15 protein-coding genes are annotated in these 15,625 nt (G+C 51.4%); 10 read left to right on the top strand and 5 right to left on the bottom strand.

The genetic code is table 11. From position 1 onward, the window contains the following. Window positions 1–44 precede the first annotated feature (44 nt). On the bottom strand, window positions 45–401 hold the full coding sequence (locus E8E78_RS03610; RefSeq protein WP_027917261.1) for a metalloregulator ArsR/SmtB family transcription factor: 357 nt from the start codon (window positions 399–401) through the stop codon (window positions 45–47). 1,473 nt (window positions 402–1,874) lie between these two features. Next, on the bottom strand, window positions 1,875–2,153 hold the full coding sequence (locus E8E78_RS03605) for a helix-turn-helix transcriptional regulator (RefSeq protein ID WP_212628236.1): 279 nt from the start codon (window positions 2,151–2,153) through the stop codon (window positions 1,875–1,877). Between the two features lie 181 nt (window positions 2,154–2,334). On the opposite strand from E8E78_RS03605, the gene E8E78_RS03600 reads away from it, so the two are divergent. From E8E78_RS03600 to E8E78_RS03565, 8 genes are all read left to right on the top strand, one after another. Next, window positions 2,335–2,727 carry a hypothetical protein gene (locus E8E78_RS03600; RefSeq protein WP_280311889.1) on the top strand — a complete coding sequence of 131 codons (393 nt, stop codon included), beginning with the start codon at window positions 2,335–2,337 and terminating at the stop codon, window positions 2,725–2,727. A 13-nt stretch (window positions 2,728–2,740) separates the two neighbouring features. Next, a complete protein-coding gene (locus E8E78_RS03595) occupies window positions 2,741–3,400 on the top strand; it encodes a hypothetical protein (protein ID WP_280311888.1) in 660 nt (219 codons plus the stop codon). A gap of 19 nt (window positions 3,401–3,419) precedes the next feature. Continuing rightward, on the top strand, window positions 3,420–3,920 hold the full coding sequence (locus tag E8E78_RS03590; protein WP_280311887.1) for a hypothetical protein: 501 nt from the start codon (window positions 3,420–3,422) through the stop codon (window positions 3,918–3,920). Window positions 3,921–4,102: 182 nt separating this feature from the next. Beyond that, window positions 4,103–4,702, top strand: a complete 600-nt coding sequence (locus tag E8E78_RS03585; protein ID WP_280311885.1) for a recombinase family protein — start codon at window positions 4,103–4,105, stop codon at window positions 4,700–4,702. Window positions 4,703–4,900: 198 nt separating this feature from the next. Further along, a complete protein-coding gene (locus tag E8E78_RS03580) occupies window positions 4,901–6,556 on the top strand; it encodes an AAA family ATPase (RefSeq protein WP_280311884.1) in 1,656 nt (551 codons plus the stop codon). Between the two features lie 404 nt (window positions 6,557–6,960). Further along, window positions 6,961–7,368 carry a hypothetical protein gene (locus E8E78_RS03575; protein WP_280337090.1) on the top strand — a complete coding sequence of 136 codons (408 nt, stop codon included), beginning with the start codon at window positions 6,961–6,963 and terminating at the stop codon, window positions 7,366–7,368. A gap of 225 nt (window positions 7,369–7,593) precedes the next feature. Continuing rightward, window positions 7,594–7,881 (top strand): hypothetical protein, encoded by a 288-nt coding sequence (locus tag E8E78_RS03570; RefSeq protein ID WP_280311881.1) that lies wholly within the window; start codon window positions 7,594–7,596, stop codon window positions 7,879–7,881. Between the two features lie 4 nt (window positions 7,882–7,885). Further along, on the top strand, window positions 7,886–9,733 hold the full coding sequence (locus E8E78_RS03565; RefSeq protein WP_280311880.1) for a P-loop NTPase fold protein: 1,848 nt from the start codon (window positions 7,886–7,888) through the stop codon (window positions 9,731–9,733). Between the two features lie 110 nt (window positions 9,734–9,843). On the opposite strand, the gene E8E78_RS03560 is transcribed toward E8E78_RS03565, so the two are convergent. After that, on the bottom strand, window positions 9,844–10,923 hold the full coding sequence (locus tag E8E78_RS03560; RefSeq protein WP_280311879.1) for a PIN domain-containing protein: 1,080 nt from the start codon (window positions 10,921–10,923) through the stop codon (window positions 9,844–9,846). A 960-nt stretch (window positions 10,924–11,883) separates the two neighbouring features. On the opposite strand from E8E78_RS03560, the gene E8E78_RS03555 reads away from it, so the two are divergent. After that, window positions 11,884–12,174, top strand: a complete 291-nt coding sequence (locus tag E8E78_RS03555; protein WP_280311877.1) for a hypothetical protein — start codon at window positions 11,884–11,886, stop codon at window positions 12,172–12,174. 66 nt (window positions 12,175–12,240) lie between these two features. Here the strand turns inward: E8E78_RS03555 and E8E78_RS03550 are convergent, their stop codons facing one another. Continuing rightward, window positions 12,241–13,902 (bottom strand): hypothetical protein, encoded by a 1,662-nt coding sequence (locus E8E78_RS03550; RefSeq protein ID WP_280311875.1) that lies wholly within the window; start codon window positions 13,900–13,902, stop codon window positions 12,241–12,243. Window positions 13,903–14,303: 401 nt separating this feature from the next. Between E8E78_RS03550 and E8E78_RS03545 the strand changes: the two genes are divergently transcribed. Beyond that, window positions 14,304–14,531 carry a hypothetical protein gene (locus tag E8E78_RS03545; RefSeq protein ID WP_280311873.1) on the top strand — a complete coding sequence of 76 codons (228 nt, stop codon included), beginning with the start codon at window positions 14,304–14,306 and terminating at the stop codon, window positions 14,529–14,531. A gap of 483 nt (window positions 14,532–15,014) precedes the next feature. Here the strand turns inward: E8E78_RS03545 and E8E78_RS03540 are convergent, their stop codons facing one another. Continuing rightward, entirely contained in the window at window positions 15,015–15,503 is a 489-nt protein-coding gene (locus tag E8E78_RS03540) for a heme-binding protein (protein ID WP_080889261.1), read from the bottom strand. Between the last annotated feature and the right edge of the window lie 122 nt (window positions 15,504–15,625).

The following is a 15,625-nucleotide window of genomic DNA, read 5'->3' as shown; positions in this document are numbered from 1 at the left end:
AAATGCGATCAGCATGACTACAACTCAATCAGCGAAGGGAAGTCTCAAGCACAAGCAACAGGGTTCTGCGGCCGCTCGCCCATTTCGGCAAGGCGCAATGCATCGGGGCTCAACCATTCCTGGTTGGCATCGACCACTCCCTTCAGCATCGCGTCCACCCACTGAGGCAGTTCGGGGTGCAGTCGGTAATACACCCATTGACCCTTGCGGCGATCCATCAGGATTCCAGCCTCGCGCAACTGGGCAAGATGACGGGAGATCTTCGGCTGGCTCAGCTCCAGCGCGTGGGTAAGTTCGCAGACACAGAGTTCGCCTTCACGGGCGATCAGCAGGGTCATCCGGGCCCGGGTGTCATCAGCCAGGCATTTGAAAACGATGGGGGGAGTCAGTGTTTCCCGCATGTGCCCTCCTGAGGAATGTATGCACGGCCAATATCTGGAAATTCGAATATATGATGATTCGAATATACGGTAAAGCAGATATTTACAATCGCCTCGCCTTACGGGACGTCATAGAACTGGAAAAAGCCCGCGCTCTAGGCCCTATACTGGCCGTCGATACCATCCCCAGAGTTCCCAATGAACCGGTCTGATATCTCTGTCCGATTGCTTGATACCGATCAAATCCAAGGCCTAGCTGCGCATCTGACTGCTGCGGGCTTGCCGACCCAAGACCTTTTGCAGCCCGGTCGAATGTTCTATTCCTTTCACCGGGGAGAAACGGAGCTGGGATACGGGGGCATTGAAGGAAGCGGTCGGACTCGTCTGATTCGCTCACTGGTTGTCGTACCGGCCCAGCGAAAGTCAGGGATCGGTAACCTGCTGCTCAGAGCACTTGAGCGAATAGCGGAAGCTGACGGAGCCCAAAGCCTTCATCTGCTGACCACAACAGCACCCGACTTCTTCGCGGCTCGGGGATATGAGCAGAGAGACCGATCCCAAGCCCCAAAGGCAATTTCCAGTTCGGAGGAGTTCAACAGCCTCTGCCCGACGTCTGCGGTTTACATGGTGAAGGAGCTTGGCGACATAAACTCGGTGTCACCACAGGTAACTCGCCTCCACGGACGTCAGTGAGTTCATTCTCAGGTGTCCCAGGAACGAGTCCTGCGCCCCCCGAAAGATGTCGAACTGAATCGACCTCGTTTTCGTAGACACCTCGAACGGCTGCAAAGGGTCGATTCCTGCCGGTCGAGACGTACCCGTGCGCTGGTTACATCCGAGGCAAATTGCTGGTCAAATCAGGTGTGATTTCCCAGCTGTCACCCGATGATCCGGCATTGATGCGATCTGGTTGGCCACCGGGCCTATGGGTATCCCAATCGCGCATGACATTTGGCGGAACGCTTACGATGGCTTCATGCCTGAGTCTGGTGAGTCCTAGGCGCAAGCAGACGGACAGTGCGTCGCGAGATTGGCACCGGACTTGATCAGGGGGCACACTAGCCTAGAGCCTGGGGAACCAGAGCGCATCCAGTGAGAGAAGAACCTACCGCTGGATATATTCGGCCGAAGGCCGGTTGTCTGCGGGACGTAGAGTGGTCCCGCCTCCAAGGGCAGATGCAGGAAAGCAAGGTGCAGGATCCGCACATTGCTCCCTTGAGCCCAGAGAGTCCTCCTGACGCGGCACATCTTGATTGTGGCTTTCGTAGCTCAGTATGGACGGTCGGTCGCAGTCGGGCTTGGACCCACGCGTGCAGCGCAAGTCCGCCTAAAGGTCTTCAGGTCAGGTCTTGAGCAATGAGCGGAGAGAGATAAGGGCTGACTGAGACCCGCATTTCATGCGGCTTATAGGACTTTATAGGCGATTATAGATCGATTATAGAAACCGCTCTGAGCGGCTCCTATGCTGATCCGCTCTACGACTGGAGGGATGACTTACTCGTCAACCTCTCTCAGCTCCTTCGCTGCTTCGTTGAGCAGAAGCCTGGCTTCCCCACCGATAAATTCGGCTTCGACCAAGCAGGCCAGCGTCACTGGAGAGACCTCCAAAACATCGCACAGCGCACGAAATGTGCTGAGCGACGGCGAGTATTCGCCCTTTTCGAGATTCCTCACATACCGGGCCGTCGCCGCAGGTTCGAATTGCTCTTGGGTCAGCCCCCTCTGATGGCGAAGTCGCCGGAAGACAGCCCCAAATGCCAATTTATAGTTCATAGCGCTTGGATGGCTAAAAGGAAGCATTGAACCTATTGCCAGCTCGCAGGAACAGGCAGTATCCTGCCGCTTGCTGAATTTTCGGCTTCTTCGACTTTTTCCGAATCTTGGACGTGCTCAATTTACTGAGCTTCCGGGACGGCGACCTGCATCCAAATTTTAATAACTGGAGAGTGTAAATATGATAAACGCCAGTGAGGACTTTATTAAAAATTATCCCATGATTTTTGCCCAGTCCCGAGAAAACCCGTTGGGAGTCCATTACTGGGGGATAGAGTGCGGGAGCGGATGGTTTGGGCTGTTGGAAGCACTATGCGAGCGTGTTCAGGCGCACGTAGATCACCAGAAAATCGAGCAAGTAGTTTTTAAGCAGGTGAAAGAAAAGTTTGGTGATCTCCGCATTTATTATTCGGGTGGTGATGAATACATCAATGCGGCAATTGATATGGCGGAGGCTTTCTCTGCAATTGTATGTGAGAACTGTGGTGCTCCGGGGGTAAAGCAGCGGTTGAAGGGCGGGTGGATTAAAACAGTATGTCAGGCGTGCATCAGCGAGTTTGAGTCGCGAGTTTAATTCTGGAGGCAGTATGTTTCATACAATGATGGGTGCTCGCGTTATGAACCTATTTGATGAGCATGAAGCGCCAGAGTGGAGGTTTGTATTTCACTCGCTCAATATCGAATGGTTCTATATTACGAAAGTTGAGTGGCAGGATGATGAGCCAGTTGGTGAGCACATGCTGTTGATCGGTGATGTCGCTGAACTTCAGCTCTTGCTTTCCGCAAAGCTTCAATCAACCTCGATCTCAAGCATCTACCTGAATACGCCAGGGCATATGAATCTTAGCGAGCGCCGTGAACAGCATTTGCTTTTGAAGATAGAGGAAGTAGCCGACGTGTATCCTGGCTGCGCGAATATAAATCACATCTACACTATCTGGAGAAATGGGCCGGTAGAAGTCTATTCCGATCAACCTGGAGACTGGATCAACAATGAAAGGGTCGTCCTCTATGACGTAGGTGGAGATTACCTTAAGTCTGTCGAAGCTGAACAGCTGGAATCCACAAAACGTCAGGCATCTATCATGCAGGTCGCAGCTCGCATCCATAAAAATGATGCGAGTGCGTCGAATTTGTGGCTGCTCACTAGCATCGTGGAATTGGGTGCGCGGCGGCCAATCGATATGACTTCGCCGATGGAATATGACTGGCTTCGAAGCTATATCAGCAAAAAATATGCTTTATAAACATAGGGGAGACTGAAGCATGTTTCGTATCATGGCTGTTACAGATGAGCACCTGCTTGATAAGATCAAGGTTTTGCTGGCGGAAAGGTCCAGGATTAAATTCGGATACCCAATCTTTCTGCTCCGCTCCATGGTGTCCTCTCCAAGGCTCAAGGATTTGTATGTGAGAGACTTCTCGATTGATGGGTTGGTCGAGGTCGGGGACAGCTATCTTGATAAATTCACAATGCTTGCTGATCAGCCTCAGAAAACCTACGGGATCAATATCACTCAGTGGAAGTCTGTGGAAAGCGGGGCAACATTCGTTGACGAGTTTCATTTTCGTGACACGTCAGTGATTAAGCTTCAGGTCTGGGCTTTTGATCCGAACACCTTGACACCGGAGCAGTTACGGATTGCAGTTGCGGTGAGCTTTACCGAGCTTGAGATTTTTGATGAGCCACGTCTCGCATTAGCGCTGGATGAGCTTCTTGAGGATATACCGGTTACGACTGATTATGAGTACAAGTTCGGCAGGTAGGCGTGGACTCCTCACACTCTCTTGTGTCTCTGGTCTTCAACTTTTGGAAAGGTGTCGCATAAGTCTTAAGATACGCGACATTCGTACCTAGTCCAAAGTTTCTAGGTTTCTGGTGTCGCGTAAATTAGTCGCAAGTTGTGCTATTCTAAAATCGATAATTGCGACATGTGAGGAGTGATAAATTGAACATTGGCTACGCCAGAGTATCGACAACAGGCCAGGAACTTGAAATTCAAAGGGAGATGCTAATTTCGGTCGGGTGTTCCCGGATTTTCGAGGAGAAGATCAGTGGAGCTAAGATTGACAGGCCTCAGCTAGTCAGGCTGCTTGATCATCTCCGGGAGGGAGATGTGCTGGTGATTACTCGACTAGACCGCCTTGCGAGATCGACGCTTGATCTTCTTTCAATAGCAGAGCGTTTAAATGAGGTTGGCGCAGGTCTGCGATCCCTTGCTGAGCCCTGGCTAGATACCACGACCTCGGCGGGTCAGATGATCCTGACGATATTCGCCGGGATCGCTTCATTTGAGCGTTCCCTCATTATTGATCGCACCCGCACGGGCCGAGAGGCGGCGATGCGTAGAGGCGTGAAATTCGGACCTAAGCATTCCCTCAATGCCCAACAGATTGAGCACGCGATGCAACTGGTGGGGGATGGTAAGCCGGTGTCGCAGATTGCGTCCCTACTCGGTGTGCACCGTTCGACGCTGTATAGGTCCCTCAATCGCTCGATGCCCGAGCTACCCACTCGGGTTGAGTGCGCGAGAGAGGTTTACGATTAGCCGTTCCGGCTGATCTACCCAGGGCCCACTAGGTGCCTTCCTGTGTTGCATTGAGCCAAGCCTGATGGACCCCCTGGGCCGACTACGGATTCCAAAGCCTCAATCGCTCATCCGAAGCGTGCGCCATTCCTGAATGCCAAAGTGCTAGTATCCCGACCAGTACGGTTGCTAGTGGCTCGTGTCTGCAAGGAGATAGGCATGTCATGGAAAATTAAGCTTGAGGATGCTCCCGATGGCTTTGGTGAATGGCTAGAAGTAAGTAGCTCAAAGCCTAACTGGAATGATTTTACCTATAACTATCATGCAACTGTGTATTTCAGTTACGCAGGTGAGTGGATATTCCTCAGTGCGTACCTACTCCCGGTTAATGTCAAGGAGATCAAGCCATTCTCTTATCTTTCACATGCCCCTGATGGAGATCTCTATTTCTTTGTAAGCCTTTTAGCAAATCCGGATCAATACAAGCATCTAGCTAAAAAAATGCCTTTTGATAGGATGAATTACCTGCTCACGGCTCTGCATGATGTGTCGTATGATCGCTATATAGGTGCGGGGAAATATGAGCATATAATCCAAACAGAGCCTTTTAGGTTGGGCGTTCTGCGAAGTCATAACGCATATCTATCTTTGATAAACGGATATGGCGGCGCATATATACAGCCTCCAATGGGCGACGCCAAGGTCGCGTTCAGTTTCTCGACTGGCCTTCCTGGTGTGCTCAACTCTGTAACCCTTGATGTCAGCTATCGCCATCATCAGTACTTTGATGACAGGGTACACTGTCTTATAGGTGTAAACGGGACAGGAAAAACCAATCTTCTCGCTCGCCTCGCAGTGACGCTCGCGTCTACTTCCAATGCGGCTCATAGTTGTCCGCCGGTACTCATCTCCTCAGAGAATAAAGTACTTAGCCAGTTTGATGGTGCCTCGTTTAATGCCGATGGGGGATTTAGATTCAATCGCGTTGTGTCTTATTTTTCCGACCCTTCATCACCTTTGCCGCGCTTCAGTACCATGGGCGCATTCGAGTATCATGCATTTAATACGACAGCCAAAAAAGAGAGCAAGCAGTTCTATCAGAATCTCTCCTATCTCCTAGTTACACTGTTGCGCGATACAGATAGTAAGTTTGATCAGTCAAAAAGTAAAATTTTAACAGACGCTCTATCGGGCATCATGCCGATGCATTTGCTAGCAATACCTGTCACGGCAGACTGTCCTGATTACTGCTGTGTAAAAGACGGCGACGGTAGAAATTGGAGCTTTACCAGTCAGATGACTGGGGAGCAGCGCTTCTTAGATATATTGGGAACAATCGATACAGAGCGAGAGCCAAGTTTTTTAACTTTAGATACAAGGCTGGTAATAGAACTCAGCAGCGGTCAGCGCAGCATGTTTCACTTCGCCCTGCATTTTCTAACTTTGGCGGGATATGGTACTTTGCTGCTGATTGATGAGCCGGAGACCTATCTGCATCCTAATCTTGTATCTGACTATATGATGTTTCTGTACAAGATATTAGAGCGAACTTCATCGCTCGCAATTGTCGCGACTCATTCGGCGTATGTCGTGCGCGAAGTCCCTACTCACTGCGTACATATTCTGGAACGTACCGGTCAAACAGCCTCTATCAGCAGGCCATATCTTCAAACGCTAGGGGCAAATGTAGCGGAGATTTCTTTGGCCGTATTTGGTGATAGCACCGTTGACGCTTATCATCGAAAGGTCACAGAGACAATTGCTAAAACTAATATGTCCTTTGAGCAGGTTGTCGCGGCCTATCAAGACATTTTCAACATTGATATGTTGATGGAAATAAAAGATCGCATGAGCAAACCTAGGGAGTTTGATTGACTATGCGTTCGTTCAGTCACTCTAGTGTTATTGACGATTTGGCCACTCTCGACGCATTGACTACAGGCATACCCTTTCTGTACGGGTGCTTTCCAGTGATTGAAAATGCTTATAAGGCCTATGTGAACTGCGCCGGATCTCCACAGTTAAAGGCGGTGGGATTGTCTTTAGGGCAGACAGTTTGCTTGCATAAGGCATACGATGGTGGGGCAAAAAAATATGGGCTCGATTGGATTCCAAAACTCAGGGATGTCTTGATTTGGTCTTGTCCGATGTGTGGGAGTTCAATGGTTTGGACGGTAGAGCATTATCTGCCAAAAATGCCTTTTCCTGAATTTTCTGTGTTTAGCTGGAATCTAATACCATCGTGCATCTCGTGCAATCAAAGGCGAGGAAGTAAGCACGTGAATGGAGTAGGTTACCAACTTTTGCATCCAATGTTTGATAATGTGATATTGGGCAAATTGAAACTCGTAACCCGATTCGATACTGCGGGCTCGGTAACGCAGTTCGAGCTTGGGTTTAATGAGTCAGCGTTCAGTGTTCCCGAACAGAGGCGCATCTCTGCCCATATAAAAATGTGTGTAGATGCGCGAGCCTTCAAGCTTGCGACTCAAGTGCAGATCAGTACCGTGGCCGTCCGTGTAGCAGCGAAGAAGCTGGTGGATTGGAAGCCGGTGATACAAACCGAGCTGGAAATTATGGAGTCGGCTAATCAGGGCTATGGTTGGGCAGCGTCTTGCCTGAGAGGACTGCTCGAAGTCAGCGAGATACAGCTGAGTAGCATTCTCACGCCGAAGATCTTGAAGTAAACCCCAGCGGCACCTCAGGAGGTAGCGACCTGAAGGCTAGGGAGTGTGCAATCTGTAAGCACCATGACCTAGGTACTGAAGACCAGCAGCAGAAGCTGCTGGATTTGCCCAGCGGGTGCCGGGTTCTTGGGTGCGCTCTCTCGGCAAGGTGATGTTAGAGTGAGCGTACCCCATGAGGGTTGTGTTTTTCGTACAGCCCAGCAATTCCCACTCGTTGAGTAAATAATGACCTGCTTCTCTTTTCGTGCAGATGCCATCCAAGACGTCTTTGAATTCGTGCTGGCTCCAGGTATGCGGCCTCTCCAGCGGCTGATCATTCTGCCAGACCAGCACTTCCCGGATGTCGAAGTGGAAATCGAGACGGATATGCCGGAGGGGGAATTGAGGCTCATCATCGCCGGTCTAGAGGATTGCCATGTCATCGCAGATACTTTCCTCGCATGTGATCTGAAATCGAACGCTCTCCAAAGGGGTGAAGATCCAGATCCACTCCCTGTCCAGCCAGAGTTTTAAGCGAATGGGAAAGAGCTACGTTCTTGAAGCAGCGCGGTTCCTCGATTATTACTTGGACGACGCGGTCGAGGCTGAATATGCCGTAATGCTGAGCGCACCGTGGGGGGCGGGAAAGACCCACTTCATTAAGAAGTATCTTGAGGAGCGTTCCAGGAGGACGTCTAGTGACGAAGGTATGTGTTACTTGTACGCAAGCCTGTACGGCATCACGTCCACTTCCGCGATCAATGATCAGTTCTTTGCGCAGCTTCACCCCCACCTGACCTCAAAGGCCTCGCGGCTCATAGGCACCATCGCAGGCAGCCTGGCGGAGAAATTCGCCGGGGCGAAGAATAGTGGCCAGATTTTTCAGGACCTGGTTTTGAAGCTGGAAGGCAAGGTTCTGGTCATTGATGATTTGGAGCGGTGCTCCATGAAGATTCCCGATGTGATGGGATTCATCAACACACTTGTCGAGCATGAGCGCCTCAAAGTCATCATTTTGGTCAACGAGGAAGAAATACCCGATGGCCAGCGTGACGAGTACGCGAGGCAGAAAGAAAAGCTGATTGGCAAGACGATCACGGTCAAGGCTGATCCGGGGGAGGTCCTGGAAAAACTCCGAGCAGGTCTGAGTTCGAGCACTGCTCGGGAGGTTGTTGAGCGTGAGCAGTCGGCGTTGCTGAGCACATTCACTGCTTCGGGTAAGCCGAATTTTCGAAATCTGCGTGCCGTGCTTGGTGACTATGAGCGCCTGATCGAGGCCGTTGACCCGCGCCTAAAGGGGAAGCCTGAGGCTCTGAAGCAGCTTTTGCTATATATGATCGCCACGGGTAGTGAGTCGCGAACCGGCACATTAACCAAGGAAACCCTTCAAAATCTTCCGACTACCCGATTTGCCGTTGCACGCATTGGCGCTCAAGGTGCAAAAGGGGCGGGGGAGCAGCCGTTTGAGCTGCTGGCGAGCCGATATCCTGATGTGCAATGGACGGACCCTATCATCGGTCCGAAGCACCTTAGCGAACTGTTCTTCACCGGGAATATAGAGGTGTCGGAGATAAATGACATCCTTGCCCGCCATCCGGAGGTAGTTGGTCATGCTGAGGTTCCTGCGTGGAGGCTGCTATGGAATTGGACTCAGCTGTCAAAAACGGAGTACGACATTGCCGCCCCCGCGCTGGTAAGAGCGTTGGCCGAGGGAAGGTACAACCATCCTGGTGAGATCCTGCACAGCGCAGGCATCATCCTGACGTTGCGAGAATATGGCGATCCGCTGCTTGGCCAAGGAGTGGAGGTCGTGTCCTATTTCGCTGGCTACGTCTCTAAGCAGCTTGAGCAAAATACCCTGAAGCCCAACAAAGGCGCATTTGGGTTTGATGGCACGGGCGCAGCTGGGCTCGGCTATTCATCGTTCAGCAGCCCAGAATTCCAAGCGATTTACTCGGTGGTCAAGCTTGCGTGTGAGGAAATGGGGCGTAGGCGCATGGCACAGGTTGCAGATTGCTATATTGCTCGCTTGAGAGATGATCCCAGTAGCTACACCTCACTGTACGAATACGGCTTAGAGGATGGTAATTACGGCGGTGTCGCCTTCCTTCACCACATTGAGGCCGCTGACTTCGCTACCCTGCTCATCACAGACTCATGTTCGAACGACCATCTTTTTGCGAGTCTGATTAAACGTTTCGAGCACGACCACCCTGTTCGAAACGCACTTTTGGACGAATATGACTGGACTGACGAATTAAGAAAGCAGCTTCTGGTGATAGTTGATGCAGAGGTCGCTCCCTTTGGGGGAATGCTACGACAGCGGGTTAAGTACTACTTTGGGAAAATAGCTGAGGGAATCGGTCGTTCCTTGCCAGGCGATTGAGTCCCGCTGGGTAATGCAGGCGAACTTGAAGTTCGCCGCTCGCGCAAGCGGTTACGCGTCATCGGTTAGCACAGCGCCAGTGTTCCGGAATGGCGTAATTTAATAGGAGATTAATCGCCATTAATGTCCAGTTCCTTCCTTGATTCTTCGAGAGGGTTCGATAGTTGCACTCCATATGGCATGTCAATATCGAAGCTCACTGTGTCAAGCAATTTGTCTTGGTAGAAAATCATCGTTTCTATAGGGATGATTTTTTCAAAGGTTCGTTCAACCAAGGTTTCTAGGACGAACGGGTAGCTATCATCCTCGTGATCGAATGGGCTGCGATCATAGTCTTTTATGGTTTCGACAGTATCAATTGTTACGTTATACTCGATTTCATATAAGCATTGATCGCTCTCTACATAGACAAGATTAGCTCTTACAAAGTCGATGCTTCGGATGGTGATTTCTTCTAGTTCGGCATCCCAGTCGCTAGACTTGATTTCGTAGTCGACCTCTGGCAAGCGACTCTCTACCACGCTCATGACATCATCTCTGATTTTGGCGAGGGCTTCTGCTGCGAAGGCTGCGGGTTCGATTGAAACGCTTACGTTTACCGCATCTATAAATGCGTCGACGGACTCACTCAATAACAGTCCGTTGTCCTCGGCACAGAATTTTTGCAGGTCCTTGTCAGTGCTAATAACATGGATCGGGTGGTGCCGTTCCTTGACCAAGTCTGCTAGACGCTCCAGTACAAATGCGTCAGCGAACTCTTTCTCTTTGCCGCCAGCGGCAAAAGGGGAAGTAACTGAGAAATATCGAGTAAAGACTCGGCTTGGAGCGACTGTATCTACGCTTATTCGCTCGATTCCAGGGCCACCCAAAAAATGTTCCCAGTTATCGATAAGATGCTGCTTAATCTGTTCCGCAGTGATATTCGTAAATATTCCATGGGCAGGTGCTGCCGGTAAATTCCGGATTACCATTGCCTCTTTTTTTACATGTTTTAAAGCGGAAGCGGCTTTGGCCGACTCCGCACATATGTGAGATCTGACCTCTGAGTTTGTGACGTCAGGGACGATCAACAGGATTTCCTCTGCCTCTCGTAGTTTCTTAATGGAGCCCAAGCTATGTGTGAGGAATTGATAGTTCTTGGATATATAAACATTTGTATCAAGAAAGACTATTCGTGACTCAAGCTTCACTGCCGTCGCTCCCCAGCATAGATGCGCAAACTATAGCCAATGGATGGCCATTGGCCAACATGGCCTTTTCGTAGTCCTGCCCGTTTCCCAGCCTCGCCTGACTCAATCTCCGAAGGGCACCCTCGCACACCAAGGATCGGGAGTGGCTACGGCAGCAGCCAACAATCCATGGCTCCTTCGCGGCACGCGGTCCCAGCAGCCATCGGGTGATGTGCCATCGGTCCGGATAGTCTGCTTTTAGAGCCGCAGCGCTCCGTGGAGCGAGTTGAATGTTGAGGGCTTGGTCAGCGGCTTAAGCCGCTTCTATCGTGACCGTAACCCTTACAGCTTGAGAAACCTTGGCTACCAGCTTCAGCAGCTCAGCCGTTAACTCCAAGGCTCTGTGCTGGTAATAATCGCGTCGTTGGAAGGAGTGGTTCTGTCAGACGAACGCATCGCGAACGAGGCGCCCCCAGGCCCTCTTTAAGCGCTTTTGGCTGCCGCCATATAGGGTGGGGCGCCTTAGTGGCAATTCATTGGCTGATGGCCCTTGCTGGGCCTTCTAGGGCCATGACTCTGCCACATGTCTTCTTCCCATCTCTCAGAGATGGAAGGAACGACGGGGTTTAAAAAAAATCCTTATTTTTCATTGATTTAACTTGACAACCTTTTTATACTGCATTTGATCTTGAATCCGCTGGAGGCGGTGAGGCGAACACCTAACTCTGGTTCTCTTCCCAGCGTTAGCTGGGGTATAGCTTTTTTTGATTTCAAATAAAAAGCGCGCGCGTGAAAAAAATTTCCATCGCGGCAGAGTTCCGTACAGGCCGGTAGGCGCTCAACGCTCAGTAGCCTGGTCGAACATTTCCTACACCCAGCCTCGACTGGGCTCATACGCAAGCCAGAGCGAGCGATATTCCTTCCTACCAGCTACTCCGTTCTTGTCGAGTGGTTGCGTGTCATCAGATAAAAGAGGTCTCAATGAGCACTAATTCTCTTGAGGAAGAGATGCGTCGTGCGCTCTTCGGCGGCTCTAGCACGATAGCCGAATCGCCCAAGTCGATGGCCCCAGCTTCCCGGCAGAAGCCGCCTTCGGGGTATTCCTCCAAGCTCCGCGTAGAGCTTCATGTCACAAACATTTTTGAAGGCGATTACGAGGTGGTGCATTACGAATCGCCAGTGTTGAGCGCACTGGTAGCCGAAATGGAAGCGCGGAAGAAGTACGGCAAAAAGTACCGTTATGTAACGGTGATTTCTACGACACGGATTTAGTTTGGATCAGTAGCCATCTGCTCTCAACTCGCGTATGTGTCTGATGGAACATTTAGCTTCGGGCAGCTAGCCATGCATGAACCCCGTATAGGGCTCAATTGGCGGAGAGGTTTGAGGCGGAGGGGGTGGTGCCTCTACAGCGGGAACCTTTGACCTGTTCTTCGCTTTCTCGGCTTTACGCCTCTGGCGTTTTTGAGCTTCTTCAAATTCCTGCATTGGGTGCGTCACAAAATGCTGGCGGTAGGTCTTCAGAAGGCCAGGTTCGTTGCTGGATACCGCTTGAGCCAGGACATAGTCAGCATCTCGCAGCTGGATTTCGATTCTTGGGTTCTTTATTTGTGCATCCTTGACCATCGCAATTGCGTTTTCGGACAGTTTGCCGCTCGTCCATAGCTCGTATCTTTGGGAGATGTTCGTCCACTCCGAATGCGCCTTCACAAAGCCCCTGATGACAGGTATGCGTTTGTTGATCCATCTCTCCACCTCATCGTCACTAAGGGTACTGATCGGATGTATCCCTTTGCATTCGATGAAGATGACCTCATGGTTCGGTCGGTGAGCCAGAACGTCGATTTCTGCCTCAGCACCAATAGAGTCTCGGACGATCCTGTTCATCTCCTGGGGATATCCCAAGAACGTAGACCTCGCGATTTGGGCAACTGCAAACTCGAACAGGCTTCCGCGTAGTGTTGATGCGGCGCCCTCAATTCGGGAAAGGTCGTTGAAGATCTTGTCCAGAGCTTCAGGGTTCTGGGTGAGCTTCGCTGTGTCGCTCAGTACCGTGCAGAGATTCTTGAGCGCCAATGCCACATCACGGCCAAAAAGGCTTTCAGTTGTTGCTGGAATGATTCCCTTTTCTTTGAGAAGAGCGAATGCCTCGCTTTCATAGCTTTCGGCGACAAACACCTGTAGGCATTTACCTACTTTTTTGAGGTTTCGCAGCGTGACGCATTTGTTGACGAAACCGGCCAGTTGATCCGCTGTCACCCTGCCGTTCAGGGCGAGGTCGCATACAAAGAAGCCAGGCTTGATGGTGGTGCTGGTGTACTCTCGCATCGGAAATAGATACGAGGGGCCCGCTAAGTCCCAATTAAAGGTCCCAACCTTGGGCAGCCCTTTCGAGCAATCATCTTCACGGGTTGCCACCGACTCGTAGCTGACCATTCCCAAATTGCGCGACCAATCCTTCACCGCCAGAAGCGTAACCTTCTCGGCGATCAGTCTGCCTTTCATCTTTGCCCATAAGGACGTCACTTCGAGCATTTGGTGGTGATCACATCGAACCACGCAACATTCCCCACCAGGAAGGTTTACCTCCTTAACGAGGGTCGCCTTAATCAATCGCTCCAGCAGGCTTTCGGCTGCGATGTGCTTTTTCTGGGCGACAGGGGCACCACAGGCGATTAGAAAATGCGTTCGGGGCATCACGTTTCCTCGAAGCGCGAGAGCCTGTAATGCGGAGAAGTAGGTGCTCCGTGTTTTCTTCAGGGCCCCCATCAAGCTATCGAAGAAAAATGGAGAGCCGTAGTCCTCGCACAGATAGCTGAAGCGTGCTCGATGAGGGAAGATAATGTGGTTGAGTCGTGTCATGCCAACACAGCCTCGTTCGACTCGTTTCCTGGCCGCTTCAGGGGTGAGCCCACAGCTGGTTTCAAGCAGCTTGGATAGATCGCTGCTTAGCATGGGACCATTTTTCTTCAAAAGGTCGATGAGCACATTGTCAGCCATGATCGTTCTCGATGAATGTCACACAGCGCTATTTATGCTCCTTGTAAACAAGGTGCGGTACGTTCTTCGAGCGCGTACGCCTCAGGCTAGGGAATTCGGGGGGTTCAGAGGCGCAGGGGCTGCTTATTTGTTGAAAATGTCACAATAGCCGCTCAACACTCTTCGTAGATCAGAGAAACGAAGGTGATTGTGTACGCGCTCTGTGCCGTTCAGGGGACTTTTCTGTATCGAGCCGATGCCAGGCATCCGCTGGGCTCCTCCCGGCATAGCCGGGTAGCGATAGCTAGATCGTAGGTCAACCATCTCTGCGTCATTACCGGCTGTCTCAAACATTCCGGTCTCGTCCTGTGGCTCATAACAGCTAGCTAAACTTAAGCAGGCTAAATCTGGAGAAACCGGCCATGGACACGGACCACTCGGGGCTAAAGGCGTTACGGCGTATCATCCTTGCGGCAAATCCTTTGCTTGCGGACCACATAGATTCCGTAAGCAACGCTGAACTTCGTATCCTAGCGAAGCTAGCAATCGACTTGAGCATTGAGGTCGATGCAGATTCCACCGATGTAGAAGCAATGCGAGGAATGCTGAGAGAGCTTATCGCTGATGAGACGATCACCGACGAAAAGTAGGTCTGGTGGGTACGTAGACGGTTGGTTAGCCGTTCACAATCGGGCTATCAAATCAAATTCGACTCGTCTTCCCATGAGATGCTCGAACAACTCACCATCCCTTTCAACGCTCAGGGCGCTCGCCAAGCTGATAGGAATTCGTGCCGTTTCGATGGTGGCACTGGTTGAGACTCGGACCATGCCGCATTGGTGACGAAGCAGGAGTTGGCTGTGGAGGTGTTCGACTCTACAGACAGTTTGCAAATTTGTAGGAGGCCAGTTTGAACGCTCCTCGGGTTGTAAAATTTTCCGATGAGTGGTGTGATTTTCTTTACATTTTATGGTGTTATGTTACAATGATTTGACAGCCGGCCCTTGTGGGATAAGGCGAAAAAATTTACAGGATGTCTCTCAGGAATCCTTTCCCGTTCTGATTCGAGCGGTCAGGCGTCAAGCAAAACCAGAAACCCAGGGCAGCTGCCTTGGGTTTTTTTATGCGTGAGCTCAGGCATCGCCATCCAGCGCTGTCTGGGCAAACTGCGCGTCCAGCTCTGGCGTTGCGCCGCTGATGCCGATGCCACCGATATGCTGGCCGTCGCCGTCGATGATCGGCAAACCGCCGCCCAACAGGGTGAAGCCTGGCAAGGACGCGTAGGGATTGGCTGGTAGTGAGGCGCTGCGGTCCGCCAGCGAGCTGGAGGAAAGTGGGAAGCGGGCAGAAGTCGAGGCCTTGAGTTGCGCGACCTGGATGCTGCCGCTGCTGGTGCCGTCCATGCGGTGGAAGTGCTTCAGGTTGCCATGGCTGTCGACGATGCTTATGACGATGGCATAACCGTGGGCACGGGCTGCGCGCTCGGCGTTGGCGGCCATTGTTCGAGCAGCTTCGGAAGTGATGGGGGACGTAGGGCTGGTTTTCGGAGGGGCCGCCAGCGACGGTGCTGCCATTAATAGCGAGGCCATCAAGAGTGTGACGCGGCTGAAGTTCTTGTTCATGTGAGCACCATCCCTAGGATTTTTCGCGACGCTAGCAAGCAACAGTCACCCTTGGATGTAGTCCGTTTCTGAACTTGACGTGGGGCTACTGCCTGGCAGGTGGTTTTTTTGCTTTTAGTTAC

Origin of the sequence: Pseudomonas sp. BN505, assembly GCF_029873175.1 — a bacterium.
GTDB classification, from domain to species: Bacteria; Pseudomonadota; Gammaproteobacteria; order Pseudomonadales; family Pseudomonadaceae; genus Aquipseudomonas; species Aquipseudomonas putida.
This window is presented reverse-complemented; position numbering and strand designations above follow the sequence as displayed.

What these genes read in the sequence shown, in the direction of transcription:
- E8E78_RS03610 (WP_027917261.1), bottom strand. Translation starts at nt 401, where the DNA reads ATGCGGGAAACACTGACTCCCCCCATCGTTTTCAAATGCCTGGCTGAT.
- E8E78_RS03605 (WP_212628236.1), bottom strand. Translation starts at nt 2,153, where the DNA reads ATGAACTATAAATTGGCATTTGGGGCTGTCTTCCGGCGACTTCGCCAT.
- E8E78_RS03600 (WP_280311889.1), top strand. Translation starts at nt 2,335, where the DNA reads ATGATAAACGCCAGTGAGGACTTTATTAAAAATTATCCCATGATTTTT.
- E8E78_RS03595 (WP_280311888.1), top strand. Translation starts at nt 2,741, where the DNA reads ATGTTTCATACAATGATGGGTGCTCGCGTTATGAACCTATTTGATGAG.
- E8E78_RS03590 (WP_280311887.1), top strand. Translation starts at nt 3,420, where the DNA reads ATGTTTCGTATCATGGCTGTTACAGATGAGCACCTGCTTGATAAGATC.
- E8E78_RS03580 (WP_280311884.1), top strand. Translation starts at nt 4,901, where the DNA reads ATGTCATGGAAAATTAAGCTTGAGGATGCTCCCGATGGCTTTGGTGAA.
- E8E78_RS03570 (WP_280311881.1), top strand. Translation starts at nt 7,594, where the DNA reads ATGACCTGCTTCTCTTTTCGTGCAGATGCCATCCAAGACGTCTTTGAA.
- E8E78_RS03565 (WP_280311880.1), top strand. Translation starts at nt 7,886, where the DNA reads ATGGGAAAGAGCTACGTTCTTGAAGCAGCGCGGTTCCTCGATTATTAC.
- E8E78_RS03555 (WP_280311877.1), top strand. Translation starts at nt 11,884, where the DNA reads ATGAGCACTAATTCTCTTGAGGAAGAGATGCGTCGTGCGCTCTTCGGC.
- E8E78_RS03550 (WP_280311875.1), bottom strand. Translation starts at nt 13,902, where the DNA reads ATGGCTGACAATGTGCTCATCGACCTTTTGAAGAAAAATGGTCCCATG.
- E8E78_RS03545 (WP_280311873.1), top strand. Translation starts at nt 14,304, where the DNA reads ATGGACACGGACCACTCGGGGCTAAAGGCGTTACGGCGTATCATCCTT.
- E8E78_RS03540 (WP_080889261.1), bottom strand. Translation starts at nt 15,503, where the DNA reads ATGAACAAGAACTTCAGCCGCGTCACACTCTTGATGGCCTCGCTATTA.